26 protein-coding genes are annotated in these 21659 nt (G+C 46.0%); 11 read left to right on the top strand and 15 right to left on the bottom strand.

Annotated features, from left to right (window positions below):
* Positions 1 to 172 precede the first annotated feature (172 nt).
* Both QUB70_RS17455 and QUB70_RS17450 read right to left on the bottom strand, forming a co-directional pair.
* Positions 173 to 532 (bottom strand): hypothetical protein, encoded by a 360-nt coding sequence (locus QUB70_RS17455; RefSeq protein ID WP_332982211.1) that lies wholly within the window; start codon positions 530 to 532, stop codon positions 173 to 175.
* A gap of 375 nt (positions 533 to 907) precedes the next feature.
* Positions 908 to 1366, bottom strand: a complete 459-nt coding sequence (locus QUB70_RS17450; RefSeq protein WP_332982210.1) for a hypothetical protein — start codon at positions 1364 to 1366, stop codon at positions 908 to 910.
* A gap of 419 nt (positions 1367 to 1785) precedes the next feature.
* On the opposite strand from QUB70_RS17450, the gene QUB70_RS17445 reads away from it, so the two are divergent.
* A complete protein-coding gene (locus QUB70_RS17445; RefSeq protein WP_332982209.1) occupies positions 1786 to 2229 on the top strand; it encodes a hypothetical protein in 444 nt (147 codons plus the stop codon).
* Positions 2230 to 2380: 151 nt separating this feature from the next.
* Here QUB70_RS17445 and QUB70_RS17440 read toward each other — a convergent pair whose 3' ends face one another.
* Positions 2381 to 2665: a VOC family protein gene (locus QUB70_RS17440; protein ID WP_332982208.1), complete on the bottom strand. Its 285-nt coding sequence runs from the start codon at positions 2663 to 2665 to the stop codon at positions 2381 to 2383.
* Between the two features lie 122 nt (positions 2666 to 2787).
* Between QUB70_RS17440 and QUB70_RS17435 the strand changes: the two genes are divergently transcribed.
* Both QUB70_RS17435 and QUB70_RS17430 read left to right on the top strand, forming a co-directional pair.
* Positions 2788 to 3519, top strand: a complete 732-nt coding sequence (locus QUB70_RS17435) for a hypothetical protein (RefSeq protein WP_332982207.1) — start codon at positions 2788 to 2790, stop codon at positions 3517 to 3519.
* 67 nt (positions 3520 to 3586) lie between these two features.
* Positions 3587 to 3985 carry a hypothetical protein gene (locus tag QUB70_RS17430; RefSeq protein ID WP_332982205.1) on the top strand — a complete coding sequence of 133 codons (399 nt, stop codon included), beginning with the start codon at positions 3587 to 3589 and terminating at the stop codon, positions 3983 to 3985.
* 184 nt (positions 3986 to 4169) lie between these two features.
* On the opposite strand, the gene QUB70_RS17425 is transcribed toward QUB70_RS17430, so the two are convergent.
* The 8 genes from QUB70_RS17425 to QUB70_RS17390 form a co-directional block, all read right to left on the bottom strand.
* On the bottom strand, positions 4170 to 4580 hold the full coding sequence (locus QUB70_RS17425; RefSeq protein WP_332982203.1) for a VOC family protein: 411 nt from the start codon (positions 4578 to 4580) through the stop codon (positions 4170 to 4172).
* 88 nt (positions 4581 to 4668) lie between these two features.
* Positions 4669 to 5100: a YciI family protein gene (locus tag QUB70_RS17420; protein ID WP_332982201.1), complete on the bottom strand. Its 432-nt coding sequence runs from the start codon at positions 5098 to 5100 to the stop codon at positions 4669 to 4671.
* 37 nt (positions 5101 to 5137) lie between these two features.
* Positions 5138 to 5593 (bottom strand): YybH family protein, encoded by a 456-nt coding sequence (locus tag QUB70_RS17415; RefSeq protein WP_332982199.1) that lies wholly within the window; start codon positions 5591 to 5593, stop codon positions 5138 to 5140.
* Between the two features lie 175 nt (positions 5594 to 5768).
* Positions 5769 to 6128: a YciI family protein gene (locus tag QUB70_RS17410; RefSeq protein ID WP_332982198.1), complete on the bottom strand. Its 360-nt coding sequence runs from the start codon at positions 6126 to 6128 to the stop codon at positions 5769 to 5771.
* Between the two features lie 89 nt (positions 6129 to 6217).
* On the bottom strand, positions 6218 to 7462 hold the full coding sequence (locus tag QUB70_RS17405; protein ID WP_332982196.1) for an RNA polymerase sigma factor: 1245 nt from the start codon (positions 7460 to 7462) through the stop codon (positions 6218 to 6220).
* A gap of 25 nt (positions 7463 to 7487) precedes the next feature.
* Positions 7488 to 8054 carry a GNAT family N-acetyltransferase gene (locus QUB70_RS17400; RefSeq protein WP_332982194.1) on the bottom strand — a complete coding sequence of 189 codons (567 nt, stop codon included), beginning with the start codon at positions 8052 to 8054 and terminating at the stop codon, positions 7488 to 7490.
* Positions 8055 to 8078: 24 nt separating this feature from the next.
* Positions 8079 to 9950 carry a serine/threonine-protein kinase gene (locus QUB70_RS17395; protein WP_332982191.1) on the bottom strand — a complete coding sequence of 624 codons (1872 nt, stop codon included), beginning with the start codon at positions 9948 to 9950 and terminating at the stop codon, positions 8079 to 8081.
* A 253-nt stretch (positions 9951 to 10203) separates the two neighbouring features.
* Positions 10204 to 11163, bottom strand: coding sequence for an aldo/keto reductase (locus QUB70_RS17390; protein WP_332982189.1), 960 nt, complete (start codon positions 11161 to 11163; stop codon positions 10204 to 10206).
* A 126-nt stretch (positions 11164 to 11289) separates the two neighbouring features.
* On the opposite strand from QUB70_RS17390, the gene QUB70_RS17385 reads away from it, so the two are divergent.
* Entirely contained in the window at positions 11290 to 11940 is a 651-nt protein-coding gene (locus QUB70_RS17385) for a DUF1802 family protein (protein ID WP_332982188.1), read from the top strand.
* Between the two features lie 176 nt (positions 11941 to 12116).
* On the opposite strand, the gene QUB70_RS17380 is transcribed toward QUB70_RS17385, so the two are convergent.
* The 3 genes from QUB70_RS17380 to QUB70_RS17370 form a co-directional block, all read right to left on the bottom strand.
* A complete protein-coding gene (locus tag QUB70_RS17380) occupies positions 12117 to 12755 on the bottom strand; it encodes an ABC transporter permease (RefSeq protein ID WP_332982186.1) in 639 nt (212 codons plus the stop codon).
* Between the two features lie 144 nt (positions 12756 to 12899).
* Positions 12900 to 13655, bottom strand: coding sequence for an ATP-binding cassette domain-containing protein (locus QUB70_RS17375; protein ID WP_332982185.1), 756 nt, complete (start codon positions 13653 to 13655; stop codon positions 12900 to 12902).
* A gap of 66 nt (positions 13656 to 13721) precedes the next feature.
* The gene (locus QUB70_RS17370) at positions 13722 to 14279 is read right to left on the bottom strand and encodes an NUDIX hydrolase (protein ID WP_332982184.1); all 558 of its coding nucleotides are present in this window, start codon (positions 14277 to 14279) and stop codon (positions 13722 to 13724) included.
* A 438-nt stretch (positions 14280 to 14717) separates the two neighbouring features.
* Here QUB70_RS17370 and QUB70_RS17365 point away from each other — a divergent pair, with 438 nt between their 5' ends.
* The gene (locus tag QUB70_RS17365) at positions 14718 to 14990 is read left to right on the top strand and encodes a hypothetical protein (RefSeq protein WP_332982183.1); all 273 of its coding nucleotides are present in this window, start codon (positions 14718 to 14720) and stop codon (positions 14988 to 14990) included.
* A 597-nt stretch (positions 14991 to 15587) separates the two neighbouring features.
* Here the strand turns inward: QUB70_RS17365 and QUB70_RS17360 are convergent.
* Positions 15588 to 16019, bottom strand: coding sequence for a hypothetical protein (locus tag QUB70_RS17360; RefSeq protein WP_332982182.1), 432 nt, complete (start codon positions 16017 to 16019; stop codon positions 15588 to 15590).
* 510 nt (positions 16020 to 16529) lie between these two features.
* Here QUB70_RS17360 and era point away from each other — a divergent pair.
* The 6 genes from era to QUB70_RS17330 all read left to right on the top strand — a co-directional run bounded on the left by era (position 16530) and on the right by QUB70_RS17330 (position 21177).
* Positions 16530 to 17441: a GTPase Era gene (gene era / locus QUB70_RS17355; RefSeq protein WP_332982213.1), complete on the top strand. Its 912-nt coding sequence runs from the start codon at positions 16530 to 16532 to the stop codon at positions 17439 to 17441.
* A gap of 182 nt (positions 17442 to 17623) precedes the next feature.
* Positions 17624 to 19174 carry an ATP-binding protein gene (locus QUB70_RS17350; RefSeq protein ID WP_332982180.1) on the top strand — a complete coding sequence of 517 codons (1551 nt, stop codon included), beginning with the start codon at positions 17624 to 17626 and terminating at the stop codon, positions 19172 to 19174.
* A gap of 261 nt (positions 19175 to 19435) precedes the next feature.
* Positions 19436 to 20014, top strand: a complete 579-nt coding sequence (locus tag QUB70_RS17345; RefSeq protein WP_332982179.1) for a Uma2 family endonuclease — start codon at positions 19436 to 19438, stop codon at positions 20012 to 20014.
* 204 nt (positions 20015 to 20218) lie between these two features.
* On the top strand, positions 20219 to 20449 hold the full coding sequence (locus QUB70_RS17340) for a DUF433 domain-containing protein (RefSeq protein WP_006634608.1): 231 nt from the start codon (positions 20219 to 20221) through the stop codon (positions 20447 to 20449).
* Positions 20450 to 20536: 87 nt separating this feature from the next.
* On the top strand, positions 20537 to 20752 hold the full coding sequence (locus tag QUB70_RS17335) for a hypothetical protein (RefSeq protein ID WP_332982176.1): 216 nt from the start codon (positions 20537 to 20539) through the stop codon (positions 20750 to 20752).
* The gene (locus tag QUB70_RS17330; RefSeq protein ID WP_332982174.1) at positions 20749 to 21177 is read left to right on the top strand and encodes a type II toxin-antitoxin system VapC family toxin; all 429 of its coding nucleotides are present in this window, start codon (positions 20749 to 20751) and stop codon (positions 21175 to 21177) included. Before QUB70_RS17335 ends, QUB70_RS17330 begins: the two co-directional genes overlap by 4 nt.
* Positions 21178 to 21659 lie beyond the last annotated feature (482 nt).

Here is a 21659-nt window from a genome sequence, read left to right as displayed (position 1 = left end):
AGGTATTTATTTCAGGGTTTCATGCCTCCAAATTTAAAATTATTAAATTTGTCTGAATATCTGCGGAATGTGGGTTCAACCTCAAAAGGGAAGTTAAATATAATTTCAGGAGCACGGCAATATTCGCAGCGATGAGCAGCGCGATCGGCTACTAAAGTGTAGTAAGGGTTCATCAGCTCAATTGTTGTACGAGAACTGCTGTCCGAACTGTAGCAGCTTTAAGTTCTGCCTCGACAAGACTTTCTAATTCCGCTTGTTGTTTGGGAGAAAGGCTTTGTCCTCGATCGCGTGCTGTACGCCACAAATTCATTAGTTCTGATAATCGTTTTTGTTGTTGGATAGTAAAGAATTCGTCAGGGTTAAAGCTTTGAATAACTATTAATGCACTGAAGTCTGTTTCACCTAACAAAGCAGTCAAAGCATCTAAAGCTTGACCCGCAGTTCGGCCAACAGACTGCCGATCGCCGGCAATAGCACGATAAGATTTATCACCGTTGGCATTAAATACAGGTAGGATCGCTACTGTAGTCATATCTGGTTCAAAATTAGTTACTTATTAAGTCTAACCTGAGTGAAAGGAGTTAAAATAGGCGATCGCATCTTTAATATTCAAGAGTGCCTCTTCTTTGGTGCGATCTTGACTGATACAGCCAGGTATACTAGGATATTTAACAATCTACACCCCTTATCGATCGCCTCTCGATAAAAAAAGTAAGGGGCGATCGCATCCCAACCCCTCATTGATCGCCCTGTCGGTGAAAAAAGACAAGGTGCGATCGCATCTACACTTCTACACTTTTCATAGACAGGGCGATCGCACAAAAAAGTACAGGTCAATAGCCTTACAAATAAGGTGGGAATTACCTGCCCTCTTTGTAAGGCGATAGAGGCCATAATACCCAAGATTTTATCCAGGATTTGGGCAAGTACCAATATTTGTTAAACCTTGAGAGATAACTTCTAGAGAAGAACCTTCCTGCGGCGCTCCAAATTGCTGGCGTAACAATCCGAACAATGACGGTCCTACGTGGCAAATCTCTTTACGGGAGTTGATGTACATCACTCTGCCTTGGTTGTTTGGTGGCACATAAAGCCCTTGAGGCCATAGACAACCACCTTGAAAATTATAGGGGGTAAAAAGTGCATTTCCTCGATTCGGCATACCTCTATTAACGAATAGCCTCAACTGGGCTGGACCGACAATGTGACACGAAGCTTTCTCGGTGTCATTCCAGTAATAGTTGTGACCTTGACTCGCATAGATACCAGATGGGATGTTTGGAGGTGGTGGATTCTGAGCTACCCCTGGTATTGTAGAAGCAAAAATTCCAACTCCAGAAATCATGCCCACAATCATTTTTTTCATACTTATCTCCTTTTACGGATTCATATTTAACAATCTAAGTGTCAAACAATAACTTCCCAATCAAAACCAAAACCCGATCGCCCTGTCAGTCGGATTGAGTCGGAACTTTTCCAGAAAAATTTGCCCAAATGTCACAAAGATCGGATAATATCGGAAAAACCTGGCTATATCACCGATCGATAAACATAGCAGAAGCCTGAAAACTGGTAGATGAAATTCTGTTCACCAATACAGGCGATGAAACTAATTTTTATCTCTTTGCGTATCATAGACCGATCGCCCAAAACTGCAAAGAGAAAAAAGACGGAAAAAGACGGGTATTTCTCAACTTGGGGTGCAAGGCGGAAAAAGACGGAAAAAGACGGAAAAAGACGGAAAAAGTCGGCTATACTAACTGTAATTCTCTGACACCGCTACTGATGGACACTGCCGACATTTTGAAATTTGTAGATGAAGTAGTCTGCGCGAAGACAGGCAAACATCTAAATGACTTGCAGCGTGGAATTATCGAGGGAATACTGAAGCGACAAAAGTATTCTGACATTGCAAATACTTATGGTTGTACGGCGGGTCATGCTAAGGATGTAGGTTACAAGCTTTTACATATGTTATCTGATACTTTCGGTGAATCAGTTGATAAAGGTAATCTGGAATCTGTTCTAGAACGGCAATTAAATCTGAATATAAATTTTGGCGATCGCACTACTAATTTTGGTAATAGCCACACAATTAATTATATCAATGGTTGCTCAGAACAACCCAATCCTACCCAGATAAAAGTCAGCCTGCGACTCCTGACTACCAGGATGGCACTAATCAAGTTAAAATTGAAATGGTTGGTAAATTACGACAGTTGGGATTAAAGGATGAGCAAATTGCAGAGGTGTTAGGGTTAGCCTTGGAGGTCGTGAAGCAGATGGATTGAAAAATTCGATCGCTCTTCTCAATGCAATCGCTAACTTGAACCCATTGAGAAGAGCTTTGTATTGTTTTCAGGAAGCAGATAAAAAATGCCTAACCTTGATTTACTGCGCTGGGTTCCATGAACATAGTTTCCCAAATGTGGCCATCTAAATCCTGAAAGCTATGACCATACATAAATCCGTGGTCTTGCGGTTCATTGTAGGTCGTTCCGCCAGCAGCAACTGCCTTGCGAATCATTTTATCCACTTCTTCTCGGCTTTCGGAAGACAAGCACACCAGCACTTCTGTACTCTTGGTGGCATCGCAAATTGCGTTGGGTGTAAATTCCTTGAACTTGGCTTCTGTCAAGAGCATGACGAAGATGTCTTCGCTCACAACCATACAAGTGGCAGTTTTGTCAGTAAACTGAGCGTTAAAACTGAATCCAAGTTTAGTAAAAAATCTGGGGGGGTGACAACCAGCCTGAAACCCAGAGGTGGTGAGGATTGAGCCAATGTATGCTAAAAAAAGATAGGCAGCATAATTGTTACACGCAAGCAATCCAAAAAATAATGATACCAACATTTTACCAGACTCATTTAAAAAAACAACTGACGAAAGCTCAGTTTCTTGTCATGACAATTTTGCTACCTGTGATGCAATCAGAAAAACAAGTGAGATTAGAACGACTGGCACGGGTATTTCCTTGTCCAATTGCAACAGAAAGTCGGCGTAAAAAATTACAAAGATTTCTGGATTTACCAAACTTGACTATCTCATTAATTTGGTTCCCCTTGATTACTTATTGGTTGACCACTTATTGTCGTGTTGGTACTCGTTTATCAATCGCAATTGACCGTAGTCAATGGGGGCGCATTAATCTTTTTATGGTTAGCCTAATCTGGGACAAAAGAGCAATTCCATTATACTGGTCGCTGTTGCCCAAATTAGGAAACAGTAGCTTCGAGGAACAAACTACAAATTTAGAGCAAGTTTTACCACTATTTTCAGAATATAAAGTCATCGTTTTAGGAGACCGTGAATTTTGTTCTGTTGATTTAGGAAACTGGCTTAAATCAAAGGGTGTGTCGTTTTGCTTAAGACTAAAAAAGAATCTTTGTATCGAGACAGAACATTTGATTTGGCAACGGTTAGATGAATTAGGAATAGTACTCTTAAACCTCTTTATATGTTCAAGGAAAAAGAGTCAGAAAAACTCGACCTGTCACCGGATTCGAGCTGGCTTGTAAATGGAAAAGAAATTATGGTAAATATCGAGTTAAATAAGCTTGGTTTATTCTCACAGATTTAGGTTCATTGTCAGCAGCAGTCAATGCTTATAAACAGCGGATGGGCATTGAAGAAATGTTCCGCGACTGTAAAAAAGGAGGCTACGATGTTGAAGGAACTAGCCTCAAAGGGAACCGACTTATTAACATGATTCTGCTCATGACACTTGCGTACAGTTCAGCAATATTTCAAGGCATTGAACTGAAGAAAAAGCAGGTACAAAAATATGTATCTCGTCGCAAAGAACCCAAGAAAAAATATCGCAGACGGAGTACATTTGGTGTTGGTATAGATGGAGAAAAGTGGGTTAATTATCTAGAACAATATTCTTTGGAGGTGGAACAGTTAATGAAGTTAACTCCTTCTAAACGCCGCTTTTATCAACAAGGTATGCGGGCTGCAACCCTTATACGGTCTATCTCGTAGACCTCTTTGTCACCCCCGCAGGTAAAAAATTCGACAGACCGATCGAGATTGTTGACGGGTAAATTCACGAAAATTTTAGTAGCCATGTTTTCTCCTTTTTAACTTCGATCGCAAGGTGAAACATTAACGATTTTTCGCTAATGTTTGAATTGAAGGGTAAGGCGTGTGAGCCAACTTGAAAGGGTTAGGTAGCTGGCTGGACATTAATCATCCACGGTGTGCCAAATCGATCGACAAGCATTCCAAAACGGGTAGACCAGAAGGTTTCTTGGAATGGCATCTTTATCGTTCCGTTTTCTGCCAATTTTTGAAATATCCGCTCCGCTTCGACCAGATCGTCAAATTGAAGATTCACAGAGAATCCCTGTGGTTTTTGAAAGCCATCGGGTGGAGTGTCAGAACCCATCAATACCATTGCACCAACAGTTAAGTTGGCGTGCATGATTCGATCGCGCTGTTCGGAGGGAATTTCCTCAGACATGGGCGCATCCCCATAGGTCATCATCTCGATTTTGCCACCTAAACACTGTTCGTAGAATTTAAATGCAGCTTTGCATTCACCGTCAAAAAAGAGATAAGTATTCGATTGCATCATGTACTCCTTTGGTTAATAGTCGATCGAGCAATCCATTCACGGGAAATGATGTGGCTGTCGGAGGAAAAGTTAGGCAGTAGTTATGCCCTCAAGAACCCTGGAGTTGTTCTGCCCCCGCCCGAATGCGTTCTTCCTGTTCCCTGAGTTCGGGCGTCAAGGATTCGCCGAAGTCCTCTGCTGTAAAGATCGGGCGAATTTCGATCGCGGATTCTCCAGGCATCGGGTTGGGGCAGCGTTTGACCCAGGCGATCGCTTCGTCCATCGACTCCACTTGCCAGATCCAGAATCCGGCAATCAGCTCTTTTGTCTCTGTGAACGGCCCGTCAGTCACGCTGCGATTTGTGCCTGAAAACATCACCCGCGCTCCTTTTGAGCTGGGATGTAGCCCTTCGCCAGCGAGCATAATTCCCGCCTTGACCAATGCTTCGTTGTATTGCCCCATTTCGGTCAGAAGCTGTTCGTTGGGCATGACGCCTGCCTCTGAGTCTTCGGTAGCTTTGACTAGAACCATGACTTTCATCGTGAAATCTCCTGTTGTTTATGGTTGTTGAGCTGGGCTAAGGTGCGATCGTAAAAACGGCTTTAGACGTTTCTGGATCGAAGGGGACAGAGCAATGCTCGTGCACAATCTGCCATCTGCCCTGTTTCCGCTGGCACGCAGAGGTGATTCGCATCCACATCTGCGCCGCTGGGTGATCTGTTGGCATCCCTGTGAAGTGAAAAAGCCAGTGCGCGATCGCCAAATCACCGCTCACGGTGAGGCTGAGGTCTCGCATCTCAATCCCGAAGGAGTCCGGGAAGCAAGGCAGGCACGCCTCCCACGTCCGTCGAAATTCATCTGCACCTTTGGTTTGGAACGGGGGTATTGCATCGAAAATAATCACATCTTGGGCGTAGTGCCCCATGATGCGATCGAGGTCTTTGGCGCAGATGGCACTGGCCGTATCTGCGATGATTTGTCGAATCTGGGCTTCGTCTTGTTGTGTTTTGGTGGTTTCGGTTGTCACAGTCATCGCGGTATCTCCTTATTTATGTCGATTGGTGTTCCGGGCACAGATTGAAAACTGCTAACCCTTGCTCTACCATCTAGTCGAATACAGGTGCGTGCGATCGACAAGTTGAACATTTTTTCTGGAAAAGTTGGTCAGTGCGGATGTGGAAGTTTGCCTTGAGCGGTATTGACGGCAACTACTGGTCTGATGGCAAGCCCGACAGTTCCACGATCGGGCGAATTTCAACCGTACCTTTACTGGCGCTTGGTATGCGTGCTGCGATCGCGATCGCTTCGTCAAGATCCTTGGCCTCGATCAGAAAGTAGCCGCCGAGTTGTTCGCGCGTCTCCGCAAACGGCCCATCGGTGACAAGTTTTTTGCCGTCACGCACTCGAATACTGGTTGCTGTGGCGATCGAGTGCAGCGGCGAAGCACCCAAATATTGATTGTTCGCTTGCAGTTCTTGGGTTAGCTGCAAAGACTTTGCGTAGCATTGCTGCCGCTCGCTTTCTGTCCAGGCATTTTCGTCGCTGTAAATCAGCAATATGTATTTCATCGTTACCTCCAAAATTCGATCTGAGATAGTCGCCTTCATTTAGTAGTCGTTCGGCGAAGCTGCAAATCGACAGCGGACAAAAAAATTTTTCAGCCTAACTCGCGAAGGCGTTTTTCGAGAAAACGACGCTCTGGTTCCTGTTTCACGATCGCCAGCGCCTTTTGGTAGGATTCTCTGGCATCAGCCGTTCTTCCCAGTCGCCGACACAAATCGGCTCGCGCGGAGTGTGCCAGATGGTAGTCTGCCAAATCGCCACGCGCTAATATTTGGTCGATCGATTGCAGTCCCGCTAAGGGGCCATCACGCATTGCCACTGCCACCGCCCGATTTAAGGCAACAACGGGGAACGGCTCTAATTGCACGAGCAGGTCGTATAAGCCCACAATCTGCGCCCAGTCCGTTGCAGCAGCACTCTGGGCCTCTGAATGCACCGCTGAGATCGCAGCCTGAAGCGTGTACGAACCAAACCGTCCTGATGATAGCGATTGCTGCACCAGTAACCTGCCTTCAGAAATTTGTGCTTGATTCCAGAGCGATCGATCTTGGTCTTCTAGAAGGATGAGGTCGCCTGTGGAGGAAGTGCGGGCGGTGCGCCGGGATTCTTGCAGCAGCATCAGCGCCAGGAGTCCAATTACCTCGGAGTCTGGCAACAGTTCCATTACCAGCCGTCCCAAACGGATCGCTTCGTCAGCGAGATCGGCCCGCGTCAGCGATCTGCCAGATGAGGCCGCGTACCCTTCGTTAAACACCAGGTAGATCGTTTGAAGCACGGTGTCCAGTCGATCGGGCAAATCGGTTTTCGACGGCACTTGATAAGGAATGCGTGCGTCGCGGATCTTCGCCTTGGCCCGCACGATCCGCTGCGCCAACGTGGGGGGAGCAATCAGGAAGGCGCTGGCAATTTCCTCGGTACTGAGTCCGCAGACTTCCCGCAGCGTCAACGCCACCTGAGCTTCTGGCGACAGGGCCGGATGACAGCAAGTGAAAATCAAGCGCAGGCGATCGTCCTCAACGTCCTCGTCATCCTCGATTGTGGTGTCACTCGGATCGAGTTGTTGAGCGAGTTCTGCCAAGTGCGTATCAAAGCGGGCGCGACGGCGGATGGTGTCGATCGCTTTAAAGCGACCCACTGAAACAAGCCACGATCGCGGGTTAGCGGGAATGCCGTCACGTGGCCATTGCGCTACAGCCGCAGCGAAGGCTTCGTGCATCGCCTCTTGGGCGCGATCGAAGTCACCGAGCAAGCGGATCAGGGTGGCTAAAACGCGACGCGACTCGGATCGGTACACAGCTTCCACCTGCTGACGGATTTGATTGGCTGCTGTCTCATTCATAAAGCGTTCACAAAACAAAAATATATTATCGGCCGTGCCGCAGAGTACGATGCTCCCATTGCGCCCGTGCAATCCGCCAATCGACCTCGCTCCAACCGCGATCGGACATCCATGATGACCCTGGGCGGGTAGCAACCACCTCTGCTCCTATCCACTGGGCCAACCGAGCGATCCGGGTATTTGCACTCACGGTAGACCCGGAGATCGCCTTCAGATCGAGTTCCGTGAACCCAAAGTCGAGCAGTGCACGCCCCACCTCGATCGCGTAGGCATATCGCCCCCAATAGGCTGGTGCCAGTTCAAGACCAAATTCCATCTCGCCAGTTTCAGACAATCTTCCCCGCAGTCCACAGCAACCGACAAGCGCGTAAGGTTCCTGTCGTTGTACGATCGCCAGTTGGTAATTGAGTCGAGGGCGATCGCCAGCCCATGCCTGAAACATCTCGAATAAACGTGCTGCCTGGTCGGGACTAGACCGATCGGGTTCGTAAAATGTCTGGTTGCGGGGGTCGGCTTGATATTCCAAGAATGGCGATCGATCGGTATCTACAAAGTCACGCAGCAGAAATCTTTTGGTTACAATCTTTATCATGATTTACAACTTTAATTATAGCACTTAAACAAACATCATATTCTGCCAAATCTTAATAGTTTTGTCACTGCTACCGCTAGCAATAAACTCTCCTTCCGGGCTAAAATTAACGGAATAAACAGAATTTGTATGACCTAAAATATTACAAATTTCTCTACCGTCTTTTACCTGCCAAATCTTAATAATTTGATTGCTGCTGCTGGCAATAACCTCGCCATCGGGACTAAATGCGATCGAATCAACATACCAAGAATGACCTACAATTGTTAAAACTTCTTGCCAATCTTTGACCCACCAAATTTTGATAGTATTGTCGTGACTGCCGCTGGCAAGAAACTCTCCGTTTGGACTGAAAGCTAGGCAGCGCACGCAGTCTGTATGACCTGTCAGCGTCCGAATTAACTTGCCATCTTTGACACGCCAAATCTTGATGGTTCTGTCCCAACTACTACTCGCCAGAGTTTCTCCATCTGGACTGAATGCGACGAAGTAAACTAAGTTGATGTGACCCGCAAGCGTGCGAGTTTCTTGTCCGTCTTTGAGGCGCCAAAGTTTGATTGTTTTGTCCCAACTGCTGCTAGCAATTGTTTCACCGTCTGGACTGAAAGCTAAGCCATAAACAGAGTTGCTGTGACCGCTAAGAGTGCGGATTTCTTGCCCGTCTTTCATCCGCCAAAGTTTGATTGTTTTGTCGTGGCTGCTGCTGGCAAGTATCTTTCCGTCAGGGCTGAAAGCTACTGTATGAACAGAGTTTGCGTGTCCTGCGAGACTCACTATTTCTTGCCCGTCTTGTACTTGCCAAAGTTTGATTGTTTTGTCATCGCTGCCGCTGGCGATAACTTCTCCGTTGGGGCTGAAAGCTACAGACGAAATTAAGTTTTTGTGTCCGGTTAATGTGTGAATACATTGCCAATTATGGGTTTGCTGTGGGGGCGGATTCGGATTGGCGGCGGGTTTGACTGGCTTGGTAATTATTTGAGGAATCGTGAGGTCGATCGCCACTTGGGGATTAATTTCTTTTAATACTTCAACAGCCGTTTGATAGCGGCGGTTGGTAGCATTTTCAATCATTTTGTCTAAAATTTTACCGAGTTGTTCACTCACCCGGTTGTTGACCAAATACTGCCGCCATATCCAGGCATCTTCACCAGGATCGAACAAATCAAATGGGGAAACTTGAGTTAGCAAATACAAACAAGTTACGCCTAAACTGTACAAATCGCTGGTAAAAAATGCTTTGCCTCTGGCTTGTTCGGGGGCGATGTATTCGGGGCTGCCGATGCTGGTTCCTGTTTTGAGTAATGCTGTACCTGTGGCAATTTTTGCGGCACCAAAGTCTACTAAAACTAATTGTTTGTCTGCGCGGCGAATGATGTTTTCGGGTTTGATGTCTCGGTGAATGACGTTGTGGGAATGGATGAAGTGAAGTACGGGTAGTAAGCTATTGAGTAAGTCTTGAATTTGATTTTCTCTAAATGTTCCTTCTGTTTCTACAATTTGTGCTAAATTTTGCCCGTCGATAAATTCTTGGACTACATATTGTCGGCTGTCTTGGATGGAATAGGCTAATAGTTCGGGAATTTGAGGGTGTTTGCCCAATTCGTCTAATCGCATTGCTTCTTGTTCAAAAAGTTCGGCTGCTTTTTTGCTATTGCGATTGCTTGCTGATGGGATGAGTTGGGTTTCTGGGGGTAAGAATTGTTTGATGACGCAGCGGGGTTTTGACGGTTTGTCTTCGTCAACGGCGAGGAATGTTCTGCCAAAACCGCCTTGTCCGATCGCCTTTACGGCCCGGTAGCGATCGCGCAGCAGCAGTTTTGAACGGCAATTTCGGCAAATTTTGGCTGCGGGAGGGTTTTGTGGCTTGGAACAGTTGGGGTTTAAACAATAACTCATTCGATTTTAGATTGGGGATTTCGGATTGTAGATAAGACGGCGGTTGAAACCGCGTCTACACGAACGAAGATTTTAGATAAGATAAGACGGCGGTTGAAACCGCGTCTACACAAACGAAGTCCGCCTCCGCGGACTGAAGAAAATAACTGAAGAAAATAACATAATTTTAACCGCCCGATCTTCAACCCGCGGAGGCGGGTTTTGTTTGTATAGATGCGGTTTCAACCGCCCGGTCTTCTTATCCCAAGCTATTTTAGAAATTCCACATGACTGGGTTATCGTCTAAAGGGTCGGTGACTGTTCGCCCGATCGCGTCAATCTCTTTTAAGTCCTCCTCACTCAATTTTACCTCAGCAGCTTTAGCATTTTCGGCTGCTTGTTCCCCGTCGCGCGCGCCGACAATTGCATTGGTTTGCGGCTGGGAAATCAACCAAGCTAAAGCTAAGTTGCCCAAGCTTGTCTGGTGGCGATCGGCAATTGGCCTGAGTTGATTTAATGCTGTTTGCACTCGGTCGTAATTTTCTTTGAGGAACAGCTTATTTTTGGCGCGGTGGTCACCTTCTTCAAACTTGTGTTCTGGCCCGAATTTACCTGTCAATATTCCTTGAGCTAGAGATGAATAGGCAATGATTGAGATATGATTCTCCACACAATAGGACATAGCATCTTTTTCTACCCAGCGCCAAAACAGAGAATATGGCGGTTGCAAGCTGTCGATGCGTCCGTATTCGGCGGCTTCTTCTATTTGGGCGCGGGAGAAGTTGGAAACGCCGATCGCCCGAATTTTTCCCTGTTCTTTTAACTTGTTCAGGGCGTCCATTGTTTCTGCAATTGGCACTAACTCGGAATTCCAAGTGCCAGCGGGCCAGTGGATTTGGTAAAGGTCGATATAATCAGTGTTGAGGTTTTTTAGCGATCGATCGCACGCTTCGATTACCAAATCGGGTTTCAAGTGGTTGGCGAAAACTTTGCTAGCATAAACTACTTGCGATCGCACATCTGAAAGTGCTTCACCGATAATTTGTTCCGAATGCCCTTCTCCATAAACCTCAGCCGTATCAAAGGTGGTAATACCTGCCTCAAAAGCCGCGCGCATTGCTTTGACAGTTTCAGCATCCTCAATTCCCACCCACATCCGCTTGCCGGCTTGCCAAGTCCCCATAATTATCGGGGTGATATAAATTTCCGATGTCCCCAATTGCCGATTTTCCATATCTTTAACCCTGCTTTTTTTCACGATCATTTATTCTGACGCCATATAATTTTAGCAGAATCAAGTTGCTGTACTTGCTTGAAAGTACGGATTTTGTTACTATTGTTAAAACAAGACTAATTTTCTATGAAAGCAACTACTCGCGCACTGAAAGAATGGAATGTAGCAGTTAATGCTTTGGAACAAGGTCAAACGATTGTGCTGTTGCGAAAAGGGGGCATTCGCGAGCAAGCAGGACAGTTTAATATCGCTGACAAGCAGGTTTTGCTGTATCCAACTTTTGAACACCAACATCCTGATTTATTAAAGCCGAATTTTGCGAGTCAAGTAAAAACAGTTGAATCTGGTTGGCATCCTGAAATTATTAGAATTGGCAGTTGGGCAGAGATTACCGATGTTTTTTTGGTAGCTTGGGAACCGGCAATTACCGCGCTTTTTCCTTACCATATTTGGAATGAAAAATTTGTCAGCGACCGTTTGAAATGGAAACAAAATCAGCCCATTTCTATTTTATTGCTGCGGACTTATCGGTTAGCAGAAACAGTAGAAATTCCGTATATTGCTGAATACGGCGGTTGCCGTTCTTGGATCGATGTGGCGGCTCCTATTTCGCTAGAGGGAAGCCAAGCTGTTTTGAGCGATCGAGAGTACATTGAACGCTCAAATGAAATCCGCAATCTGATAGCGAATCCTGCGAATGCTTCGGGTTTGAAGCTTGCAGAAGACCGGGCGGTTGAAACCGCGTCTATACAAACAAAACCCACCTCCGTGGGTTGAAGAACGGGCGGTGAAAATAACGTAAAACATAATTTTCTTCATAAGACCGGGCGGTTGAAACCGCGTCTATACAAACAAAACTCACCTCCGTGGGTTGAAGAACGGGCGGTGAAAATAACGTAAAACATAATTTTCTTCAGTCTGCGGAGGCAGACTTCGTTTTTGTAGACGCGGTTTCAACCGCCGTCCGATCTTTTCGAGAGGCGCCCTTCTACCAAACCCAGCCCAAAATCCGCAGCTAATGCCATCAAAGCTGCCGGAATTGCCCCAGCTAAAAGTAACTGATTGTTGACTGTAGCAACGCCCCGAAAAATAAACACGCCCAAGCCGCCGGCACCGATCGCAGCCGCAATTGTAGCGAGCCCGATCGCAATTACCGCAGCAACTCGCACGCCCGCCAAAATCACGCCCAGCGCCAGGGGAATTTCCACCTGCCACAACAGTTGCATATCGGTCATTCCCATGCCTGTTCCGGCTGCCACAATCGCCGGATCGACGCCGACAATGCCGGTATAAGTATTGCGGATAATTGGCAGTAAAGAGTAGAGAGTGAGGGCGATAATTGCCGTGCGATCGCCTATTCCACCCACTACCGGCACCGGAATTAGCAAGCCAAACAAAGCTAAACTGGGAATTGTTTGCATAATATTAGCAAATCCCAAAATTGGCTTTTTCAATTTGGGTTTTCTCGTGACTAAAATACCGAGGGGAATCCCCACAATAATAGCGATAAAAATTGCCACAGTTACTAAATATAAGTGTTCGATCGCGCGCTGAACTATCTGGACACCGTACCGATTTAAAAATTCTATCATTGGGTAATTGGTAATTGGTAATTTATGATTGTGGTATAATCAAATGTCTCGTAGGGGCGGGTTCGCCCAGATATTTAATTCCCCGCCATCAGCTTAAAAAACCCGCCCCGCCTATACCTAAAAACGAGAAATGCAAACATAATCTTACCCAGTCCCGGGTAATTGCAAACATTCAAGAAATGCGCGAGCTTCTGGATGCTGAGATTTCATAAAATCAGCGGGCGATGCCAATTCAACCAGCCGTCCGTCTTGCATCAAACCAATTCTAGAAGCTAACAAAAAAGCTTCTTGAATGCCGTGAGTCACAAAAATCACAGTTTTGCCCAGTTGCTGCTGCAATTGACCGAATTCCCGCTGTAATTCTAGACGAGTAATGGGGTCTAAAGCACCAAACGGTTCGTCCATTAACAGCATCGGAGGGTCAGCCGCCAGTGCTCTGGCGACGCCCACCCGCTGCCGCTGTCCGCCAGATAACTGATGGGGATAGCGTTTGGCGAAGTGTTGGGGGTCGAGGTTGACTAATTCTAACAGTTGGCGGACGCGAGATTGAATGCGATCGCCCTCCCAACCTTCCAATTTCGGTACTAAACCGACGTTTTGTTCGACGGTAAAATGGGGAAACAAACCAATTTCTTGAATCACGTAGCCAATTTTTCGCCGCAGTTGAATTGGGTTCCACTGAGTTGTCGGTTTTCCCATGACAAGAACTTCGCCGCTGCTTGGCGTCAGTAAATTGTTAATCAATTTCATGGTGGTAGTTTTGCCGCTACCGCTGCGTCCCAGCAATACTAAAACTTCTCCTTGCAGCACTTTAAAATTGAGTTTGTCTACTAAATGCCTGCGGTTGAGGCGATATGTAACGTCGAGGCATTCGACAGCAACTTCGTTATTTAGAGGCATGATTAGTTTCAGTGATTTGGGTTTTTAGCAACTTAAAATCGGCGACAATCGGAAAACAATTCCAATCTAAAATCTAAAATCGACTTGATTTTGCCATTCTAGCAACAATGCTCGACATTGCAGGCAAGTTAATTTTTTGAGCAAGTCGCGAATTCCGTCTAGGGTGACAGGATATGCAGCACCGATAAGTTCGGGGTTTACTGTTGCTGTAGGGTGCAATTCTGCAACAAAACCGTAGAGTTTTTGATTGGAGAATGAGCTGTTTATTGCCCAGCCGACGGTGTTGATCGGTTGGATGCGGGCGATCGCACTTTCTGTCACGCCTAGTTCTTTCTTGATTATAGCTGGAACAGCCGCTGCTGGCGTTGTGTCTTCTGGTACGCGACCGCCGGGAAAATCGAGGGTGGCGGATGCTACACCGGGGCGATACATCGGTGAGGGAAACAACAATTTGTCAGCTTGAACAGTCAAGATTACAACTGAATCTGCTCTTTCTACCCGCCAATATTCTACTGTTTGTCCTTCGGTTGTTTCGAGATGTTCCGCGATTAGTTTTACCCAATGAGAGTTGATTTCTACAAACCGATCTAGAGTTTTCCACTGGGATTTTTCAGTTTGGTTCATGTGTGAAGAAAGTTCGGCAACGGATTTTTTAACAGATGTAACGGATGTAACGGATGGATATTGCATGAAACCCAGAAACCTGGTTTTTTTTGCGTCTACTTCGTTGCAGCCCACAGATTGGGTAAAAAACCCGGTTTCTCAGAGTCGGAGTGCGTCCAAGACTGAGGAATTAATAACCTCCTAGCCGTCGGGTGCGGTTGCTATGAATCCGATGTTTTTACGATCGTAATCGATCGTTGCCGAGCGGAACAATAGCCGATCGACCTTTTCAGCTTTGAGCCTGTGTTTTCCTCTCGATTGTAAATTTTTGCTACAACGTTACACATTTGCCTAGATAATTCCGTAACATAGACTACATAATCAAACTTTATCTGCGCCTTAGCTCTGCGTTGTTTCAACCGCGCCCTGGTGCAGACTCTTAGCTAGACAGGAGTAGTTATGAAACTGCAAACAGATATTCGTACTTGGCAATCCCAACCAACGCCCGGAAGCTTCGCCAGTGTCCGCGACTGGGAAAAATTTGGCTGCGCCGTACCTGCACCCAAATTGGCTCCTTCTATGTGGGTTAAATTGTTCAATCCGCCAACCGCATTCAGCTTTGACGAAGCGTGGCTGTTGTGTGAATGTTCGGATAAAAAGTGGCTAGCTTGGATTCCTGATTATGGCGAAATTTTACTGAGTACACATGAATTTTGCGCTACTAAATCGTGAATTACGCAGACAAACTTTGATAAACCGGGTGTTAAAATCCATATCTCTCCGGTTCCACGGGATATTTTGGAAAAAAGCTGGTTTCTGCGTAATTATGTCGTTTGCAGTGAGGAATGCAAGTCCTCAAAGTTCGATAAGGACTTGCATTCCTCGCTGCAAACCTCTTATATGAGCTCGTTCCAGCCGATATCATAGAAGTCCTAATCCAATACGGTTCACTTAACATATTTATGCCCCGGAGATCCCCCTAAATCCCCCTTAAGAAGGGGAGTAGGGGTTGACTTTGAGGGCATTCTTGTCCCCCCCTTTTTAAGGGGGGTTAGGGGGGATCTGTCTTAAGTGAACCGTATAGAGTCCTAATAGATATTAATTGAAATTTCGCTAACAAAAAGAGCAATAGGTTTTCTATTGCTCTTTTTGTTCAAAAATACTCTCTAGTTTTTGTCTTCAGACAGGGGAAGTTAGTATCAAGTGGGGTCGATTGACCACAATATCGCCGCAGTGACGGGTTTACTGTATCGATGCTTGCATTGGAGATATTGGTGAACCCGCCCTTACAGCAATTACGGTCAATTTAGCCGCCGTGATATTGCTAGCTTATTTGCAAACTGCACGGTTATTTGCGTTTCTAACAATCGTGCCTACTCTGCCATTAATCTGAATCGGGTTCTTGGTACTGGCTCGAATCAAGCGGGGCTGTTTGGCCAGACATTCTCTGATTGATTGTGACCAGGCGGTGAGAGCTGCGGTGTATTCTGTACGAGTCGCTGGCGCCCGAAACTGATCGGTAATTAGGTGATCGCTGGTGATGCTAGTGTCAGTAGCAACATTGGTAATAATTGGAAAGTCAAAAGCTTTTGGCAAGGTTCTGTCCTGTATTTTGCCTGGTAGCAACTGGTATTGCATCGAGCCACCCTTGTAGTCAATACCTGCTTCAGGGCTTGTGGGAGGGCTGGTTTGAGCAAAGGCGGGAACAGGCAAGCTTGCTAGCACAACGCTGCAACAACTCCAAAATAATTTCGATTTCATCCGATTCATCTCCTCAACTTTATGACGATTAGCACTAATTTAGGTACGATCAAAAGACACTAGCTTTTATTTAGAAAGCGCCTGTTGATATTGAGCTTTTGAGTTTGAGTTCAACGTAGCTAATTTATTACCAAACATCTTCAAAAATGTTAAAACTGGTTTGCCTGACCAACTGTAGAATAGTTTCAGTTGAGTTAGATATTGACACATCTGAAGTTGTTACAGCATTGGGGAGTCGGTTTTACCAGAATTATTCATTTTGGATCGATGTCATTGGAACTTTATCAAATTTTGTCTCAGATATCAAGTTTTGCCGATCGGGTATCACGTTTTAACACTGGGAAAGCGGCTCGATCGCCCTTTGAGTGTTGCGGGCTATACCAGGGCGAGAAAGATGCTAGAGTGCATCGATGGGCGTTTGAGTATTTTCAGGCGACAATAGACAGAGAATGGGCTTGAAAATGGGTGATTTTAGTGGAAGATAGTAAATTTATCGACGTATCGGAAATTATGGGTGTTCCCGCGGCTCCTGCGGGGTACAAATCGGGCTTTGTGGGTATTGTCGGACGCCCGAATGTCGGCAAATCAACGCTGATGAATCAGTTGGTGGGGCAGAAAATTGCGATTACTTCGCCGGTGTCTCAGACGACGCGCAACAGGCTGCGGGGCATCCTAACGACACCGGAAGCACAAATTATTTTTGTTGATACTCCCGGAATTCACAAGCCACACCACCAATTGGGCAAGGTTTTGGTGCAGAATGCGCGCACAGCGATTCAGTCGGTGGATGTGGTGCTGTTTGTGGTGGATGGTTCGGTGGAATCGGGAGGGGGCGATCGATATATTGTCGAAATTCTCAGCAATTGCAAAATTCCGGTGATTTTGGGGATGAATAAGCTGGACGAACAACCGGAGGATTCCGTGTTGATCGATCGAACTTACGAACAAATTGTCAATCCTGAGTGGCCTGTAGTGAAATTTTCCGCTCTCACGGGCGAGGGTGTCGAGCCGCTGCAACAATTGTTAATCGAACATCTGGAGGTTGGGCCCTATTATTATCCGCCCGATTTAGTCACAGACCAGCCGGAACGCTTTATTATGGGCGAATTGATTCGGGAACAGATTTTGCTGCTGACGCGGGAAGAAGTGCCGCATTCCGTAGCAATCGCCATCGACATTGTTCAAGAAGAAGCCAAAATTACGCGCATTCTGGCGACAATTCACGTCGAACGGGATTCCCAAAAAGGTATTTTAATCGGTAAAAGCGGCAGTATGCTCAAGTCGATCGGCAGCGCCGCCAGAGAACAGATTCAAAAGTTAATTGAAGGCAAAGTATATTTGGAGTTATTTGTCAAGGTGCAGCCGAAATGGCGGCAGTCGCGGACTCGTTTGGCGGAATTGGGCTATCGCGTGGAAGAATAAAACTTTATCTGTTGGCAGTTGGGGTTCTTCCGTTCTATGAATCAAGAATCGAGTACGACTTTCGCTCTGAGAGAGTTTCATCGGGTGCGGAGAGTCGATACAAACCCCCGCTTAACAACTAGAACGCCATTCCAACAACAGTACAGTAAACTGAGAGCAGCCCCATTCGCCCCAGTTGACCTATGCCGCGTTGGTTCAATACTGCCGGCCCTTGCCGCGATGACATTCACTATCTGCTTCCTGCCACCCGTCGCCTCCCGAATTTAGAGCGACTGATTGCTCAGCAAAGCTATTTCGTCATCCATGCACCCCGGCAAGTGGGGAAAACCACCGCTATGCTGGCGTTAGCCAAACAACTCACCGAAAGCGGACAATACACCGCCGTGATGCTGTCAGTTGAAGTGGGCGCACCCTTCAGTCAAGACATCGCGGGTGCAGAAGAGGCTATTTTGGGGGCTTGGCGACGGGCGATTTCGATTCGACTTCCCCCAGAATTGCAGCCACCTGCTTGGCCCTCGTCGGAACCGGGACAGCAAATCGGCCATGTACTCAGCCTGTGGGCACAAGTTTCATCTCGTCCTTTGGTGGTTTTCATCGACGAAATTGACGCATTGCAAGACCAAGCTTTGATTTCTATTTTGCGCCAATTACGCGATGGTTATCCCAATCGCCCGAAAGCGTTTCCGCAATCGGTGGGCTTAATTGGTTTGCGGGATGTTCGCGATTACAAAGTGGCTGCGGGGGGAAGCGATCGACTCAATACATCTAGTCCGTTTAATATTAAAGTGCGATCGATTACTCTCAGAGATTTTAATGCCTCAGAAGTCGCGGAACTCTACGCGCAACATACCGAAGATACCGGACAAGTTTTTACACCTGAAGCCGTAGCCTTAGCTTTTGAACTGACTCAGGGACAACCTTGGTTAGTGAATGCTTTAGCTAAGGAAATTGTAGAAGAATTAGTAACAGATGAATCTATAGAAATTACACCACAACATATTTTATCAGCTAAAGAGATTCTCATCACACGGCAAGATACGCATTTGGATAGTTTGGCAGAACGGCTTAGAGAAAATCGAGTCAAAGCCATTATCGAGCCGATGTTGGCGGGTTTGGAACTGGGCAATATCCCCAATGATGATATTCAGTTTTTAATCGATTTGGGTTTGTGTAAGATGGATGTTCAGGGTGGATTGACGATCGCCAATCCAATTTATCGCGAAGTTTTGCCCCGCGTCCTCACCGTAACGCCGATGGCTTCTCTGCCACAAATTGCACCGAGTTGGTTAACACCCCAGGGGACATTAGACACCCAAGCGTTATTGAAAACTTTTCTGGAATTTTGGCTGCAACATGGCGAACCCTTACTCAAAAGTGCGTCTTATCCCGAAATAGCCCCTCATTTGGTGTTGATGGCATTTCTGCATCGGGTGATTAATGGTGGGGGAACGTTGGAGCGAGAATATGCGATCGGACGCGACAGAATGGATTTATGTTTGCGTTATGGTGAGGTAACATTGGGAATTGAACTGAAGGTTTGGCGAACTCGGAAAGTCGATCCGTTGAGTAAAGGGTTGGAACAGTTAGATGGATATTTGGCTCGATTGGGACAAGATGAAGGGTGGTTGGTGATATTCGATCGACGCGAGAATGCGCTCGAATTAGAAGAACGACTGAATACTGAAATTCATCTGACACCAATGGGGCGAACCGTTACAGTTATTCGTGCCTGAAGAAGTTTTGATGAATGTTGTGGTTTTGGCGATCGCCGAAAGTGTGCGATTGACTCTAAATGCTCTCTAATCTAAAATATAATAAAGATAGCTTTTTTCAGTGCGACGGCTTAAGTGATTGAGTCAAATCGTGCGGCGAGCTCGATCGAGGAAAGGAGATTCTGATGGGGAGTAAGAAGGGGTTGACATACATCATAAAGCTCAGGTGATTTACGTCCGGTGAGCGTCTTGGTATTACTACTTTTAAATTAGGAGATTGTTATGATTGCAGCTAGAGAGCAGGATCGGTCCTTTACACCTGAAGAGTATTTTGCTTGGGAGGAGCAACAATTAGAAAGACATGAACTAATCGATGGTCGCGTATATGCGATGAGTGGGGGTACGCAAAATCATAGTGCGATCGCTATCAATTTCTTATTATTGATTAGACCTCACTTGCGAGGAAATCAATGTAGAGTTTTTAATTCGGATTTAAAGGTTAATATCCTCAATACTCGCAACTATACCTATCCCGATTTGAGTGTCACTTGCGATCCGCGAGATAATTCTAGCCCTCAATATATTACCTATCCCTGTTTGATTGTTGAGGTTTTATCGGATAGTACCGAGGCTTACGACCGAGGCAAGAAGTTTGACAAATATCGCCGCAACCCGAATTTGGTTGATTATGTTTTAGTGAGTTCTGATGAGATGGCGATCGATATTTATCATAAAAATGATGCGGGGGATTGGTTGATTCTGAGCTATCGATCGGGGGATCGCGTCGAGCTTAGAAGTATTGGGTTGAGTTTGGCGATCGAGCAATTCTATGAAGAAATTGTTTTCGAGCAGCAATCTTGAATTTATTATGCTTAAGTGATGTAGTCTAATCGTGGCGAGTAAGAAGGGGTTGACATACATCATCAAGCTGCGGTATTACTGGATTATATCCAGTATTGTACCGCAACTGCAATACAATTATTCGATCGCGCACCCATGCAAGAAGCTAGTATATCCAATCTTTTAGCCAAACCTTAAACGAGGAGATTCTCAAAAATTCCAACTATGAACTACCGAAACCACATCACGATAGAAGCAAATAAACGCGGTGGTAAGCCTTGTGTGCGAGGCTTGCGAATTACGGTTTATGAAGTGCTTGAGTACCTGGCTTCCGAGATGACCGAAGCAGAAATTCTCGACGATTTTCCCGATTTGACGCGAGAAGATTTAAAAGCCTGCATAGCTTATGCTGCTGACCGCGAGCGTCGGTTTATGACCGCGACCTTATCGGCATGAAATTACTGTTTGATGAAAACTTGTCGCCCAAGGGGTATTTTTTTATCATTTTTTATAGGATAGGAAGGATTGATTAGGGAAACTCAAATGGCAATTAACACTTCTTTAGAGGAACGGCTTGCAGCAGTGGAAGCAGCGATCGCAGAGTTGCAGAAGCAAATTGTGGCTTCTCAACCGACGAATTGGTTGCAACAAATTATAGGGTCTTTCAAAGATGAACCTGCCTTTGAAGAGCTACTTGCCTATGGACGAGCGATTCGCCAAGGGGATGAGTCTCTCCTCGAAGCTCAAGATGAGCTATGAAATATTTACTGGATACGGATCATCTGAGTATTCTTCAACGTCAAGCAGGCATAGATTTTAGTAACCTTTCGACGCGCATGGCTCAGTACCCGCTATCAGATTTTGCCGTATCCACTGTAACGTTTCATGAACAGATGCTTGGCTGTCACGCTTATATTAATCGTGCTCGTAACCCGGATGAGGTAGTGAGAGGGTATACAATGATGGCGCGGCTCGTTAGTGACTTCAAAGTGTTGCCCCTTATCTCATTCGATGCAGGTGCGGCTACAACATTCGATCGATTACAGTCACAACGGATTCAACTGGCAAAGATGGATGCTCGGATCGCGGCAATTGCAATGTTCCGTGGGTTGATTTTGTTAACCCGTAATCATAGAGATTTTGGTAAAGTAACAGGGTTATCGATCGAAGATTGGACAGTTTAAAGCGTCAGTAGAAATAGTAGTCAATCCCGTTGCTCTTTGAATATTCATGCCTTCATACAGCCGATCGCCGAGAGTGTGCGATCGACTCTAAATGCTCTCTAATCTAAAATATAATATAGATAGCTTTTTTCAGTGCGACGGCTTAAGTGATTGAGTCGAATCGTGCGGCGAACTCAATCGAGGAAAGGAGATTCTGATGGGGAGTAAGAAGGGGTTGACATACATCATCGAGCTGCGGTATTATTCGATTATATCCAGTATTGTACCGCAACTAATCTAAAATTATAAGTTAGCTGTCTCCGCATCGAATCTTTGCAGTCGTCGTTCAAGGTTGTCTGTCAGCCCGAAAGCGCCCAGAAGAAGGTCTGTTGAGGCAGTAGCGAAGGGCGATCGCCCTAGCGACAAGGCCCAGGAGATTGATTAGATTGTTAGGATTTTAAGGTTACTTTGAGGGTGCGATTGCTGAGGGTATACTGAGAAAA

It is taken from the genome of Microcoleus sp. A003_D6 (assembly GCF_036702825.1).
Lineage (GTDB): Bacteria > Cyanobacteriota > Cyanobacteriia > Cyanobacteriales > Microcoleaceae > Microcoleus.
The sequence above is the reverse complement of the archived record's forward strand: the minus strand, read 5'-3'. Positions and strand labels throughout refer to the sequence as shown.

What these genes read in the sequence shown, in the direction of transcription:
- QUB70_RS17455 (WP_332982211.1), bottom strand. Translation starts at nt 532, where the DNA reads ATGACTACAGTAGCGATCCTACCTGTATTTAATGCCAACGGTGATAAA.
- QUB70_RS17450 (WP_332982210.1), bottom strand. Translation starts at nt 1,366, where the DNA reads ATGAAAAAAATGATTGTGGGCATGATTTCTGGAGTTGGAATTTTTGCT.
- QUB70_RS17445 (WP_332982209.1), top strand. Translation starts at nt 1,786, where the DNA reads ATGGACACTGCCGACATTTTGAAATTTGTAGATGAAGTAGTCTGCGCG.
- QUB70_RS17435 (WP_332982207.1), top strand. Translation starts at nt 2,788, where the DNA reads ATGCTAAAAAAAGATAGGCAGCATAATTGTTACACGCAAGCAATCCAA.
- QUB70_RS17425 (WP_332982203.1), bottom strand. Translation starts at nt 4,580, where the DNA reads ATGATGCAATCGAATACTTATCTCTTTTTTGACGGTGAATGCAAAGCT.
- QUB70_RS17420 (WP_332982201.1), bottom strand. Translation starts at nt 5,100, where the DNA reads ATGAAAGTCATGGTTCTAGTCAAAGCTACCGAAGACTCAGAGGCAGGC.
- QUB70_RS17415 (WP_332982199.1), bottom strand. Translation starts at nt 5,593, where the DNA reads ATGACTGTGACAACCGAAACCACCAAAACACAACAAGACGAAGCCCAG.
- QUB70_RS17410 (WP_332982198.1), bottom strand. Translation starts at nt 6,128, where the DNA reads ATGAAATACATATTGCTGATTTACAGCGACGAAAATGCCTGGACAGAA.
- QUB70_RS17405 (WP_332982196.1), bottom strand. Translation starts at nt 7,462, where the DNA reads ATGAATGAGACAGCAGCCAATCAAATCCGTCAGCAGGTGGAAGCTGTG.
- QUB70_RS17400 (WP_332982194.1), bottom strand. Translation starts at nt 8,054, where the DNA reads ATGATAAAGATTGTAACCAAAAGATTTCTGCTGCGTGACTTTGTAGAT.
- QUB70_RS17395 (WP_332982191.1), bottom strand. Translation starts at nt 9,950, where the DNA reads ATGAGTTATTGTTTAAACCCCAACTGTTCCAAGCCACAAAACCCTCCC.
- QUB70_RS17390 (WP_332982189.1), bottom strand. Translation starts at nt 11,163, where the DNA reads ATGGAAAATCGGCAATTGGGGACATCGGAAATTTATATCACCCCGATA.
- QUB70_RS17385 (WP_332982188.1), top strand. Translation starts at nt 11,290, where the DNA reads ATGAAAGCAACTACTCGCGCACTGAAAGAATGGAATGTAGCAGTTAAT.
- QUB70_RS17380 (WP_332982186.1), bottom strand. Translation starts at nt 12,755, where the DNA reads ATGATAGAATTTTTAAATCGGTACGGTGTCCAGATAGTTCAGCGCGCG.
- QUB70_RS17375 (WP_332982185.1), bottom strand. Translation starts at nt 13,655, where the DNA reads ATGCCTCTAAATAACGAAGTTGCTGTCGAATGCCTCGACGTTACATAT.
- QUB70_RS17370 (WP_332982184.1), bottom strand. Translation starts at nt 14,279, where the DNA reads ATGAACCAAACTGAAAAATCCCAGTGGAAAACTCTAGATCGGTTTGTA.
- QUB70_RS17365 (WP_332982183.1), top strand. Translation starts at nt 14,718, where the DNA reads ATGAAACTGCAAACAGATATTCGTACTTGGCAATCCCAACCAACGCCC.
- QUB70_RS17360 (WP_332982182.1), bottom strand. Translation starts at nt 16,019, where the DNA reads ATGAAATCGAAATTATTTTGGAGTTGTTGCAGCGTTGTGCTAGCAAGC.
- era (WP_332982213.1), top strand. Translation starts at nt 16,530, where the DNA reads ATGGGTGTTCCCGCGGCTCCTGCGGGGTACAAATCGGGCTTTGTGGGT.
- QUB70_RS17350 (WP_332982180.1), top strand. Translation starts at nt 17,624, where the DNA reads ATGCCGCGTTGGTTCAATACTGCCGGCCCTTGCCGCGATGACATTCAC.
- QUB70_RS17345 (WP_332982179.1), top strand. Translation starts at nt 19,436, where the DNA reads ATGATTGCAGCTAGAGAGCAGGATCGGTCCTTTACACCTGAAGAGTAT.
- QUB70_RS17340 (WP_006634608.1), top strand. Translation starts at nt 20,219, where the DNA reads ATGAACTACCGAAACCACATCACGATAGAAGCAAATAAACGCGGTGGT.
- QUB70_RS17335 (WP_332982176.1), top strand. Translation starts at nt 20,537, where the DNA reads ATGGCAATTAACACTTCTTTAGAGGAACGGCTTGCAGCAGTGGAAGCA.
- QUB70_RS17330 (WP_332982174.1), top strand. Translation starts at nt 20,749, where the DNA reads ATGAAATATTTACTGGATACGGATCATCTGAGTATTCTTCAACGTCAA.